The following is a 12,313-nucleotide window of genomic DNA, read 5'->3' on the forward strand; positions in this document are numbered from 1 at the left end:
TTGGAGCGGGAAAAGAGACTCGAACTCTCGACCCCAACCTTGGCAAGGTTATGCTCTACCAACTGAGCTATTCCCGCATGCCGTGTATAATACAGTATGAAACAAGAGGGTCAACATTTTTTTATAGCTGAATACACTATTTGCATAAAATAAAACCAAATTTGCTTAGAAAAAAGTAATTTATGCTGAAAAATGCTTCAGATTCAGTTTTTAATCGATTGTATTTTACCAATTGTAGATTTTGAGCAGATTGAAATAAAGGCTATACTTTATTTCAATCGTTCATTTCAGTAAGGAAATTCTATGAGCCTAGAACAACAACTGATTACTCAGTTAAATGCGCTACAGCCTGCACATTTACAGGTGATCAATGAATCATCGGGTCATGGTGGATATTTCCCCGGAAAAGAATCACATTTTAAAGTTATTATTGTAAGTGATATTTTTCAAGGCTTACGCTTAGTACAGCGCCATCAAAAAATTTATGCAGCAGCAACAGGGTTACTCGAAGCAGGTAAAATTCATGCTTTGGCAATTCATGCTTACGTACCTGAAGAATGGCAAGGTGAAGCACCTGCAAGTCCAGAATGTGCACACGCACCTAAAGCTTGAGAATAAATATGGATTTACATTTACTCGTTAAAATTATTCATATGACAAGTGTGAGTGTTGCAATCATTGTCTTTTTAGCGCGAGCTTTGACACTCTTTACAGGTATTCAAAATGATCAGCCCAATCCGAAAGGGCGGGTAGCTTATGTGGCTGTGCAACATTTGTCTTATACCTTGATCGTTTTGACGGGTGTAATTCTTCTATTTATGAATAATTTTCAGGTTCAACCTTGGTTCTACGCCAAAATTGTTTTGTTCCTCGTCCTGATTTCATCATTAATTAAAACATGGCGTAAAGATGACACAATTTTATTGGCACAGCGCCGAGCAGGTCTTTTTGTCAGTGCTGTGGCATTGATTGCTATTATTTCATTGGTCATCATTAAACCTGTGTTTAATTAGACTTTTTAAAGATTGTCTGACATAAAAATCAGTACAGGTTAGGCAATCAATTAAACTTCATATTGATAAAATATTAAAATTTTGAGGGAACTATGCTGACACGTGTTGTATTTAACCAAAAAGGTGGTGTGGGGAAATCAAGTATTACGGTGAATCTTGCGGCAATGAGTGCGCATCAAGGTTTAAAGACTTTGGTGATTGACCTCGATCCACAAGCTAATTCAAGTCAGTATTTGTTGGGTGATGATGCAACTTATTCAGCAGATAAAACTGCGCTTGAGCCAAATATTGAAAATTTTTTTGATGATGTATTGGGGAATAATCAACAAAAAGGGTTGCTTGGAAATGCAATTGGCTCATTATTAAAATCTAAAAATAAAGGTTTTGATCAATATATTCATCGTTCGCCTTTTAAAAAATTGGATGTTTTACCTGCCAGCCCAACTTTGGGTGCGCTTGAACATGCATTGGTCAGTAAACATAAAATTTATAAATTACGTGATGCCATTGAAACCTTAAAAGGTCAATATGACCGTATTTTTATTGATACACCACCTGCATTTAACTTTTTTACACTCTCGGCACTCATTACCGCAGATCGTGTACTGATTCCATTTGACTGCGATGTATTTTCAAAACGTGCTTTGCAAACATTAATTGAAAATGTGATTGAAACACAAGATGATCATAATGATCGTCTAGAAATTGAAGGTATTGTGGTTAATCAATATCAAGCACAAGCAAAATTGCCACGTGAAGTCGTTCAACAGTTGAAAGATGAAGGCTTGCCTATATTAAATAGTATGTTGCCACCGTCTGTCTTAATGAAAGAATCCCATCATAAAAATCTGCCGTTGATTTATTTGGCTACAGATCATAAATTGACGCAGGCCTATCAATTATTGTTCAATGAAATTGAAAATAAATAAGCGTGGAAATGCAATGAAAACCATCAACTGGAGTCTATTGGCTCTTTCAGCGGTATTGATGACAGGTTGTGCGACAACGGTTAAACCGACTTATGTTTCTCCTACCCAATATCAAGCGATGAATTGTGCACAATTGGCACAGGAATTCGATCGTATTCAGCAATATATTAACAATGGTGTACAGCCACCGAAAAGTAAAGGTATGGGTGTTGGTCTTGGTTTAGGTGGTGGATGGGGAAGTCATGGTGGTTGGGGCTTTGGTCCATCTATTTCAGTGAATATGGGGCAGTCTAGCAATACCAAAAAAACCGAATTGGGTCGTTTGTATGGTGAGCAAGATGCACTATCGCAAGCTGCTCAATTTAAAAACTGTCCTTATATTCCCAAACGCCAAGAAGTGAAAAAATAATTGATAGGCAGACTTTTAGTGAAAGATTAAGAGTCTGCTTAATAATGGAAATGTTTCAAAATTTATTGATTAAAAATCAGTATATTAAAATAATAATTTTATATTTGAGGAGAGTATAACCCATTTTAAATTGGGTATTTTCCTTGTTTTTTTTACCGTATTTCGTTTAAGGTGTGCCTCGCTTTAAATATTTTTGCACGCTTTATGATCGAAAGTTGGTTTTTTGTTGTCGCGTTATTTGCCGTTCTACTGATTCCAGGACCAGTAAATGCTTTACTTGCCAGTTCCGCATATCATCAAGGTATTGCTAAAACCATTCATTTAATTCCGGCTGAAATTTTGGGTTATTTGTATGGCATAGCCATGTGGGCATTGTTGATTCACTTGAGTATGCCAGTGTGGCCAAATTTGATGCATTGGCTACATTTTATGAGTGCAATTTACGTGATGTGGCTAGCATTCCATTTATGGAAATCATCACAGTTAAAAAAACAAAGTCAGCTCAATTTATTGTTCAAGCCAAGTAAAGTTTTTATTCATACCCTTAAAAATCCAAAAGTTATTTTATTGACGGTTGGTGTACTTCCTGTGGAAACATGGGATTCTTTGGGGAGTTACGTCTTTATTATGGGGATTGTTTGTTTAAGTCTTTTGCCTTGCGCATTGTTCTGGATGTATTTTGGACGAGCATTATTGGCAGGAAAATTAAAGCGAATAAGCACCGACCAAATATATAAAGGGTCGGCGTTGTTATTGATGATTTGTATGTTGCCTGTGGTGTATCGTATTTTTATGGCTTAAGTAAACTTAAAGGATTTTAAGCTTCTTTTTTAGCAAAAAATTTATGACGAATATAGCCAATAATGCCCGGTAAAATGCTCAAGAAAATAATACCAAAAATCAAATGAGTAAAATTATCTTTAACAATTGGCATATTGCCAAATAAATAACCCAAAGTAATAAAAGAACCGACCCAACAAATGGCACCAATAACATTAAAGGTGAGGAAAAATTTATAATTCATGCTGCCTGCACCAGCGACAAAAGGTGCAAAGGTACGAGCAAAAGGAATAAAGCGAGCAAATATAATGGTTTTACCACCGTGGCGTTCAAAAAACTCAGATGTTTTAATTAAATGTTGCTTGTTAATCCATCGAGATTCGATTTCAAACACACGCGGACCAATATATTTACCAATGTGATAGTTTAGCGTGTCACCTAAAACAGCGGCGATAAACAATAAAATGATTAAAACGACAGGATCCATTGCACCTGTAGAGGCTGCTAATGCACCCGCAGCAAATAATAGGCTATCGCCAGGTAAAAATGGCATCACCACTAAACCTGTTTCCACAAAAATAATCAAAAATAAAATGCCGTAGATCCATACGCCATAATTTTTAATAAATTCAAAAAGGTGTTCGTCTACGTGTAAGATAAAATCAATTAAATCCATGGGACTAAAACTATGTGAAATTGTGCACAAAGCCTAGCAGTATGAGCAGGGAAAGTCAGTATGAAAAACTAAATAAATTCCGCTGATATCGTTGCATATTTAATACGATGGATACTAATTTCATATATTTATTCATTTTCTAATCAGATTAAAATAGCTTCAATTCTTAAATAATGAAAAGAGTTTTACCATGTTTAATCCCAATGTTGTTGTTAAAAATATAGTCAATCAACCGACTGCTCAAGCCGTCTTGGCATTATTTGCACGTATTCTTATGGCGTACATTTTTATTGTTGCTGGCTACGGCAAGCTTACAGCATATAGTGCAACTGTTGGGTATATGGAAGCGATGGGTGTTCCAGGTGCAATGTTACCATTGACTATTTTTGTTGAGCTAGGCGGTGGTTTGGCATTACTTTTCGGTTTTCAAGCGCGTTTTGCCGCATTGGGTTTAGGTATTTTTAGTATTATCACGGCATTTTTATTTCATGGTGGTGCAGATGATGCCACTAACTTTATGAAAAATATAGCAATGGCAGGTGGTTTGTTTTACTTGATGCTGTATGGTGCGGGTAAGTTCAGTATTGATCATGCAATTGAGAAATAATTTGTAAAATAAGTCAGTAAATAAAAGCGCAATTTTGTGCTTTTATTTATTTGAAATAAATCATCTTTTTCTTACAAAATACAAGAGTGATGAATACAGTGCGTCTTGCACTGAAAAATGCTAGAATATGGCGCTTAAATCCATTTGCCTGCATAGTTGTATAGCCATGACGACCAATACTCAAATTACTGAAGATCGTATCCTGATTTTGGATTTCGGTTCTCAATATAGCCAGCTGATTGCACGCCGTGTTCGTGAAGCGGGTGTATATTCAGAAATGTACGCATTCGATATGTCAGAAGATGACATTCGTGCATTTAACCCAAACGGGATTATCCTTTCAGGTGGTCCAGAAAGTGTTTATGAAGCTGGTAGTCCACGTGCTCCTGAAGTTGTGTTCAACTTAGGCGTACCTGTATTGGGTATTTGCTATGGTTTGCAAACCATGTCAGAACAACTTGGTGGTAAAGTAGAACCAGGTGATGTTCATGAATTTGGTTATGCCGAAGTCGACATTCAAGTGCGTGATAAACTGATTGGCGATCTTGAAGATGGTAAAGACCAATTAAAAGTGTGGATGAGCCATGGTGACAAAGTCACTGCAATTCCAGCAGGTTTCCAAGTAACTGCAAGTACGCCAAGCTGCCCATTTGCAATGGTTTCTGATGAAGAACGTCGTTTCTATGGTATTCAGTTCCACCCTGAAGTGACTCACACTGCAAAAGGTGAGCAAATTATTTCTAACTTCGTTCACAGCATTTGTGGATGTCGTAACCTTTGGAACTCTGAAAACATCATTGATTTACGTGTTGAGCAATTACGTCAACAAATTGGTGATCAAAAAGTTCTTTTAGGTCTTTCAGGTGGCGTAGATTCATCTGTTGTTGCTGCGCTTTTACACCGTGCAATTGGCGATCAATTGACATGTGTATTTGTAGATAATGGTTTACTTCGTTTGAACGAAGGCGAGCAAGTGATGGATATGTTTGCGAAGAACATGGGTATCCGTGTGATTCGTGCCGATGCTGAAAACCGTTTCTTAACTGCGCTTAAAGGTGAAGTTGATCCTGAAGCGAAACGTAAAATCATTGGTCGTGAATTCATCAATGTATTTGCTGAAGAAGCACGTAAGCTTGATGGTGTAAACTTCCTTGCACAAGGGACAATTTACCCTGACGTAATCGAATCTGCTGCAACCAAAAATGGTAAAGCACATGTGATTAAGTCGCACCATAACGTGGGCGGTTTACCAGAAGATTTAGCATTTGAATTGGTTGAGCCAATTCGTGACTTGTTTAAAGATGAAGTTCGCCGTTTAGGGACAACTTTAGGTCTTCCTTTCGAAATGCTTTATCGTCATCCATTCCCAGGTCCAGGTTTAGGTGTGCGTATTTTGGGTGAAGTGAAAAAAGAATATGCTGATATTTTACGTTTAGCCGATGATATTTTCATGCAAGAACTTCGTGTAAGCGGTTGGTATGACAAAACTGCACAAGCATTTGCTGTATTCCAACCTGTTAAATCAGTTGGTGTTGTAGGTGATGGTCGTCGTTATGCATGGGTCATTGCACTTCGTGCTGTTGAAACTGTTGACTTTATGACAGCTCGTTTTGCTCATCTTCCATACGACTTAGTAGACAAGATTTCTACTCGTATCATGAATGAAATTGCTGATGTTTCACGTGTTGTTTATGACGTGTCTTCTAAGCCCCCAGCTACAATTGAATGGGAATAATTTTCTAAAGAAAATTATTTTAAATAAAGAGGGTGCTTAGGCGCTCTTTTTATTCGTTGTATATAAAGTTTTCGTAACCGTTAAGTTCTGCCTTATCAATTTTGAATTTATTGCCACTATCTCTGTAAATAATAACACTATCAAAGCCCAACTCTAGAAGCTTTTCAATAGTTGCTAATTCACCTTCTTTTAGTTGTAATAATTTTCTTAATAACCAATCTGAAAGTGCTTTATTTGGATTAGTCATTAGTGCTTTAGAGTTTTGTTGGCATACTTTAGCTGAGAATATTTCACCAGTAGGCACTTCTAGTTCGAAAACGTGATCTTTGGGTGGGAAAAAACTTGGGAATAGTTCATGAATTTTTTTAGGAATAGGAATATATACTTCGCCTTTGTCTCTTGCTCTGCCACCAGCATTCCATTGATTTAAACCACTACTTTCAAATACAAATTTTTCTTTATTTTTGATGCCATATAATGGTAAGACGACAAAATCTTGTCCTTTTGTAAGTTTATCTTCAGCTACGTCTAGCCTTGTGTTTTGGAATAAATCTAAAAGAAGAGAATATGGATCATCAATAATTTCAATAGGAAGTCTAAATCCATTTTGGGGAATATAAAACTTTCTAAATAGGGTACTTTTTGAAAAATTAAATGAATATTGATTAATACCATCTTCAAATAAAATGCTAGCTTTTGTTGTTTTTATGATTTTAATGTTAGTTAGATCAATTTTTTCATAATCAGTTTCGAATAGTACTAGTTCGCCATTTCTTCTAGCAACAATGTGGTATACGCTATTAGAAATGTTATAAAGCCTATTTGCTAACTCAATTCTTTCATTGCGATATTCTGCTAGTTTTTTAGCTAATTTTAAACCATTTAATTGTGATAATGTATGAGATAAGGCATTGAATTCAGCAATTTTTTCATTGCTACTGTTAGTTTCACATACAAAAGTTTTAAGCCCTACACCAATTGTCCCTTGAAACTTTGCATCATAAGCCGTATCTGATCGTGATAAATTTTCTGCTAAGAAGCTTCGACAAAAAATATTTTCTGCAACACGATAGTTTATAAAAGGGGTTGTACTTTCACTAAATAGTCCTGAAAGTTTACCAACTGCCTCAAGTAATTTTAAATATTCACCATTATTTTTTTTATCGATTCGAGCGAAGCTAACCATAGTATTTCATATAGAAGTAATTGAAAACCTAATAGTTATACAGTAAATAATATGGTTTAAAAATTATTATTTGATAACTTTTAAAATCTTTTCCCCAATCCGTTGAATCAATGGCATCGTGACTGAATTTCCTGCTTGCATATATAAAGCACTATTTGCCATTTTTTCAGGAAAAACCATTTTATCTACAGGGTAGCCTTGAAACGCAAAACACTCTTTCGGAGTAAGTTTACGAATACCAAAATCATCCACCAATAACGGCACATTATGACCACCTGCACCCATATTTGCTGTTAAGGTTGGGCAAACATTACTCTTATTTTCACGTACATAAACACGACGCCACTGATATAAAGTATCACGAGAAGTCATACTTTCTTTCAATGTAGGGTAATACATGTGATCAGGTTTGTAATAATACTTCTGATCAACTTTTTCTGTTTCTAGAAAATCATGAATGGTTTTCGTCAGTGGAATTGCTTCAGGAAATTGAAACTCGGCATGATTAGGAACAAGTGCTTCATTAAACGCTACAATAAAAATACGTTCACGGTTTTGCGGTACATTGGCATGAGTCATACTATTTAAAACTTGAAAATAGACTGCATAACCAAGCTCTTTTAACGTATTTTTAATGACTTCAAATGTATTGCCTTTATCGTGAGAAATTAAATTTTTTACATTTTCTAAAAAAATTACACGAGGTTGGTGTCTTTCTGCGATATCTACAATATCGAAAAATAATGTCCCACGTGTTTCATTAAAACCTTTTTGATTACCCGCAATAGAAAAGGCTTGGCAAGGAAAGCCACCACATAAAATATCAAAATTTTGAGGGATTTTTTCTTTAGTGTCATTTAATGTGATATCGCCATCTGGTTTTTCACCATAATTTTGAAAGTATGTCTCTTGAGCATTTTTATTCCATTCACTACTAAAAACACAGCTACCTTTTAAATTTTGCAAAGCCATTCTAAATCCACCTACGCCTGCAAAGAGGTCAATGAATTTAAATTGAGTATTAGCCTGTTCAGCAAATTGAACATTGACTAGCTGAGGCTGAGCTTGCATTAATGGTCTCACGAGGTAAGGTGAAAATAAATTTTCTGATAGTAAGCTATATTAAAGTAATTTGCAGCATTTGATGTTAGGTTTTACGAATATTGTTAAAAATAATGGATGGGTTCTGTTTTTGATTAGCTTTTTTAGGACGATTTTTTTAAAAAGCAAAGTTAAACCAAAGAAACCCTGCAAATCAAAACTAGACATAGTTCAAACGACTTACAATAAAAACAAAACTGTTATTGTCCTATAAACGGGTTTCAGCGTATTAACATACGAGTAGGACAATACAGGCTGAACCGCTAATATGAAGTGAAATAGGATGATGCTCGCCTCAACATCCTGAGCTCGTGAACAACTTTAGGATAATAATATGACCAATACCCATGACACTGAAATTTCCCATTCGGATGACTGTGAAAAGTACGTGAATAAATTTATTCAAGACTTTCAAATTCGTTCTGCGGAAATTGGCAAAGGCACAGTCATTAAACGTGCACTACCAAGCCGTGAAAAACGCATGATTGGCGCATGGTGCTTTCTAGACCATGCAGGTCCAGTTCATTTTAAACAAGGTGAAGGGCTTGATGTTGGACCACATCCGCATATTGGTTTACAAACCTTTACATGGATGATTGAAGGCACGATGTTGCATAGCGACAGTCTTGGAACAGTAGATCAGCTGATTCGTCCAAAACAAGTTAACTTAATGACGGCAGGTCATGGTATTTCGCATACCGAAGTTGCACCTGCAACTGAAACTAAAATGCATGCTGCACAGCTTTGGATTGCATTGCCAGATGCCAAAATTAATATGGCACCGCAGTTTGATCACTATCCAGAATTGCCTGTAGTAGAAAAAGATGGCGTTGAATTTACCATTCTTGTCGGTGAGTTTTTAAATACGACATCACCTGTAAAAGTACATACAGAACTTTTAGGTGTGGACTTAACGGCGAAGGAGAAAACAAAAACACGTTTAAGTTTAAATCCGAAATTTGAATATGCATTTATGGCATTGGAAGGTACAGCAGTGGTGAATGGTCATGAACTTGACCAAGATAATCTTGTTGTTCTTGAGCCAGGTTTGACTGAACTTGATATTGAAATTCATGAAGGCGGTCGCATCTTATTGCTCGGTGGTGAACCATTTGAATCACCAATTTTACTGTGGTGGAACTTTGTGGGTCGTACCCAAGAAGAATTACGTATTGCCCGTGAACAATGGATCAATAAAGATCCTCGTTTTGGCAGTATTCCAAGTTATATTGGTGAAAGCTTAAAAGCACCAGTATTCCCAGATAGTATGCGCCCATCAAAATAACTCGGTTATGTATTAATAATTTATATTTCAATAAATTATGTTTTAAAAGTTAGTGGCTTTATTTGGAATTTAAAGCCACTAATTTTGAATAATTAAAAATAAAGGATAATGATCATGGGTACGATTGCCACTGCAAAAGTAAAAAGCTTGCCTGAACCATGGGCAGGTGAAATCATCAGTCATAAACATCAATTTATTACAGATAAACCTGAATCGTTTGGTGGTCAAGACAAAGGTCCTGCACCGTATGACTTTATTTGTTCAGGTCTAATTTCATGCACCATGATCACCTTGCGTATGTATGCAGAACATAAAGGTTTTGATTTGGGCGAGTTTACGGTAGAAGCAGATTTTAAAGCCAACAAAGAAGGCAAGGAATGGATTGAACGCCGTTTGTCTTTTGTCAGTCCTTTGGATGAAGAGCTGAGTGCAAAAATCCTGGCGGTTTGTCAAAAAACGCCTGTCACCAAGACTTTATTGCGTAGTGTTGAAATCAATACATCTATTGTTTAAGCAATTGATTAATGAATAAATTTAAAAAATATAGATGCTATTTTTTAAAAAACAGGGTGTCATTTTTTAATCTCTTTAGGTTATATTGAAAGAAACCTAAAGAGATCACAATAATGATTACACTACATCATCTAGAACAGTCACGCTCACTCCGTATTATTTGGGCGTTGGAAGAGTTGGGTGTGGAATATCAAATTAAGCACTACAAACGTTTACCCACTTTTGCTGCACCGCCTGAGTTAAAAGCTATTCATCCTCTAGGTAAATCACCTGTATTGACCGATGGTGATCTGACGATTGCTGAATCTGCCGTAATCCTCGAATATTTACAGGCGACCTACGACAAAGACAATAAATTTAAACCTCAAAATCCTAAAGATTTAATGCAATACAATTATTGGATGCATTATGCAGAGGGTTCACTCATGCCTTATTTGGTCATGACGCTAGTGATGACCAATATGCCAAAGCATGTTCCTTTTATTATTCGACCTATTGCAAAGAAAATTTCAGATGGAGTGAAAGGTGGTTTTATCAATCCACGATTAAAAGAACATACAGCTTTTCTCGAAGATTATTTTTCCAAAAATGAATATGCAGCAGGGCAATTTTCCTTTGTAGATATTCAACTGAGTTTCCCTGTGGTTGCGATGCAAGAGCGAATTAAAGGAAATAAGCCACAAATTGTTGCCTATGCTGAAAGAATACAGCAACGTCCAGCCTTTCAAAAAGCCAAAGCCAAAAGTGGTTTTTAGATCTAAATGAATATGATTTTTTTACCGGGTGCATCGGGTAATACTGAATTTTGGCAACCGCTAATGGATTTATTACCTGAACAAGATGGCAAAACCGTTATTGCTTATCCGAGTTTTGGTGGTTATGGCGATCATGCCAATGTAAATAATTTTTTAGATTTACAGCGCTATGTCCTAGATCAAATATCACAGCCTTCGGTCATTGTTGCACAGTCAATGGGTGGCATATTTGCTGTTCAAGCTGCTTTGCAAAAGCCCGACCTTGTTGATGCTTTAGTTTTAGTTGCGACATCGGGCGGAGTTGATTTAAGCTCTTTTAATGTTGCCGATTGGCGACAGGACTATCAACAGACATTTGATGTACCTGATTGGTTTGTACAGCCTCAGGTTTATTTGGATAATTTGCTGTATAAAATTGAATGTCCTGTATTGTTGATTTGGGGTGATGCCGATCCCATTAGTCCTGTCGCGATTGGACAGTACTTACATGGAAAAATCATTTTGTCTGAACTTCATGTAATTCAACAAGGGCAACATGATTTGGCACAGCTACATGCTGATCAAGTAGCATTTTTACTTCAGGCATTTATTGAAAAAATTATGTCAATCGAAGAATAAAGTTCAATAAAAAAGATGCCGAGGCATCTTTTTTATTTAAGGTCTGTATTAAGCAAGATTAGCGTTTCACCACAATCGAGTCGATACCGCTATGTTGCAAAGTTTGTTGTGCCATCACCGCTGCATTTTCAGAAGCATATGGTCCTGAAATCACACGATACCAAACCTTATTTCCTTCAGAACTTTGTACAACATCGGCTGAAAGACCATTCAAAATAATTTCAGCACGGCGAGCATCGGCAGCATCAGGATCATCATAGCTTTTCACCTGTAAAATAAATTCAGGTTGTTGGACTACAGGCGCTTGCTCATTCGCATCTACACTCGTATTGACCTCTTCAGTTTTGGCTGGAGCTTCAATAATTAAAGGTTGTTGCTGTGTTTTAGTTTCAGGCACAGCTTGTTCAGGAATAGGTGTGACTTGTTGCTGCGGAAGTAGGTCATAAAAACGGTAGTCTTTATTAGTATCTTCCTGATAATGCGGTGACGTCACTGTATTGTTGCGTGGTTGTACAGGTGCCCAAGGTTTCCACAGGAGCAATGCCACTGCAAAACTTAACACGATTAAAATGACCACGAGCATGCCTAACCATTTTGGTATGAGTGGCTTTTTCGGTTTATTCGGTCTTTCTGATACACCGCGTTGCGTTTTTCCAAACACGAGGAACCTCTAATTATTTTTAAACATCGGGTTTAAGCATAATTT

At 36.5% G+C, this 12,313-nt stretch carries 15 protein-coding genes and 1 tRNA gene; 11 read left to right on the top strand and 5 right to left on the bottom strand.

Features of this window, described 5'->3' with window-relative positions; genetic code table 11:
• Position 1: 1 nt before the first annotated feature.
• A tRNA-Gly gene (locus tag ACK2M2_RS12775) sits at positions 2-77 on the bottom strand.
• A 226-nt stretch (positions 78-303) separates the two neighbouring features.
• Here ACK2M2_RS12775 and ACK2M2_RS12780 point away from each other — a divergent pair.
• The 5 genes from ACK2M2_RS12780 (at position 304) to ACK2M2_RS12800 (ending at position 3,152) form a co-directional block, all read left to right on the top strand.
• The gene (locus tag ACK2M2_RS12780; protein ID WP_409512579.1) at positions 304-612 is read left to right on the top strand and encodes a BolA family protein; all 309 of its coding nucleotides are present in this window, start codon (positions 304-306) and stop codon (positions 610-612) included.
• Between the two features lie 8 nt (positions 613-620).
• Positions 621-1,013 carry a SirB2 family protein gene (locus ACK2M2_RS12785; protein ID WP_419349046.1) on the top strand — a complete coding sequence of 131 codons (393 nt, stop codon included), beginning with the start codon at positions 621-623 and terminating at the stop codon, positions 1,011-1,013.
• Positions 1,014-1,105: 92 nt separating this feature from the next.
• Positions 1,106-1,942 (top strand): ParA family protein, encoded by an 837-nt coding sequence (locus ACK2M2_RS12790; protein ID WP_419349049.1) that lies wholly within the window; start codon positions 1,106-1,108, stop codon positions 1,940-1,942.
• 13 nt (positions 1,943-1,955) lie between these two features.
• Positions 1,956-2,351: a hypothetical protein gene (locus ACK2M2_RS12795; protein ID WP_409512576.1), complete on the top strand. Its 396-nt coding sequence runs from the start codon at positions 1,956-1,958 to the stop codon at positions 2,349-2,351.
• A 204-nt stretch (positions 2,352-2,555) separates the two neighbouring features.
• A complete protein-coding gene (locus tag ACK2M2_RS12800) occupies positions 2,556-3,152 on the top strand; it encodes a LysE family translocator (RefSeq protein WP_409512575.1) in 597 nt (198 codons plus the stop codon).
• Between the two features lie 16 nt (positions 3,153-3,168).
• Here the strand turns inward: ACK2M2_RS12800 and ACK2M2_RS12805 are convergent, their stop codons facing one another.
• Positions 3,169-3,807, bottom strand: a complete 639-nt coding sequence (locus ACK2M2_RS12805) for a DedA family protein (RefSeq protein ID WP_409512574.1) — start codon at positions 3,805-3,807, stop codon at positions 3,169-3,171.
• Positions 3,808-3,997: 190 nt separating this feature from the next.
• Between ACK2M2_RS12805 and ACK2M2_RS12810 the strand changes: the two genes are divergently transcribed.
• Both ACK2M2_RS12810 and guaA read left to right on the top strand, forming a co-directional pair.
• Positions 3,998-4,414, top strand: coding sequence for a DoxX family protein (locus ACK2M2_RS12810; protein WP_419349055.1), 417 nt, complete (start codon positions 3,998-4,000; stop codon positions 4,412-4,414).
• 166 nt (positions 4,415-4,580) lie between these two features.
• On the top strand, positions 4,581-6,149 hold the full coding sequence (gene guaA, locus ACK2M2_RS12815) for a glutamine-hydrolyzing GMP synthase (RefSeq protein ID WP_419349058.1): 1,569 nt from the start codon (positions 4,581-4,583) through the stop codon (positions 6,147-6,149).
• Between the two features lie 49 nt (positions 6,150-6,198).
• Here guaA and ACK2M2_RS12820 read toward each other — a convergent pair whose 3' ends face one another.
• On the bottom strand, positions 6,199-7,335 hold the full coding sequence (locus ACK2M2_RS12820) for a restriction endonuclease (protein WP_419349060.1): 1,137 nt from the start codon (positions 7,333-7,335) through the stop codon (positions 6,199-6,201).
• Between the two features lie 66 nt (positions 7,336-7,401).
• Positions 7,402-8,406 carry a DNA cytosine methyltransferase gene (locus ACK2M2_RS12825; RefSeq protein WP_419349063.1) on the bottom strand — a complete coding sequence of 335 codons (1,005 nt, stop codon included), beginning with the start codon at positions 8,404-8,406 and terminating at the stop codon, positions 7,402-7,404.
• A gap of 364 nt (positions 8,407-8,770) precedes the next feature.
• On the opposite strand from ACK2M2_RS12825, the gene ACK2M2_RS12830 reads away from it, so the two are divergent.
• The 4 genes from ACK2M2_RS12830 (at position 8,771) to ACK2M2_RS12845 (ending at position 11,607) form a co-directional block, all read left to right on the top strand.
• Entirely contained in the window at positions 8,771-9,721 is a 951-nt protein-coding gene (locus tag ACK2M2_RS12830; RefSeq protein ID WP_419349066.1) for a pirin family protein, read from the top strand.
• 114 nt (positions 9,722-9,835) lie between these two features.
• Entirely contained in the window at positions 9,836-10,234 is a 399-nt protein-coding gene (locus ACK2M2_RS12835; RefSeq protein ID WP_419349069.1) for an OsmC family protein, read from the top strand.
• 113 nt (positions 10,235-10,347) lie between these two features.
• A complete protein-coding gene (locus ACK2M2_RS12840) occupies positions 10,348-10,989 on the top strand; it encodes a glutathione S-transferase family protein (protein WP_419349072.1) in 642 nt (213 codons plus the stop codon).
• A 6-nt stretch (positions 10,990-10,995) separates the two neighbouring features.
• Complete coding sequence (locus tag ACK2M2_RS12845) at positions 10,996-11,607, top strand: alpha/beta fold hydrolase (protein WP_419349075.1); 612 nt, start codon at positions 10,996-10,998, stop codon at positions 11,605-11,607.
• A 58-nt stretch (positions 11,608-11,665) separates the two neighbouring features.
• Here the strand turns inward: ACK2M2_RS12845 and ACK2M2_RS12850 are convergent, their stop codons facing one another.
• Entirely contained in the window at positions 11,666-12,268 is a 603-nt protein-coding gene (locus ACK2M2_RS12850; RefSeq protein WP_409512564.1) for an SPOR domain-containing protein, read from the bottom strand.
• Positions 12,269-12,313 lie beyond the last annotated feature (45 nt).

This window comes from Acinetobacter sp. TY1 (genome assembly GCF_048551395.1).
Lineage (GTDB): Bacteria > Pseudomonadota > Gammaproteobacteria > Pseudomonadales > Moraxellaceae > Acinetobacter.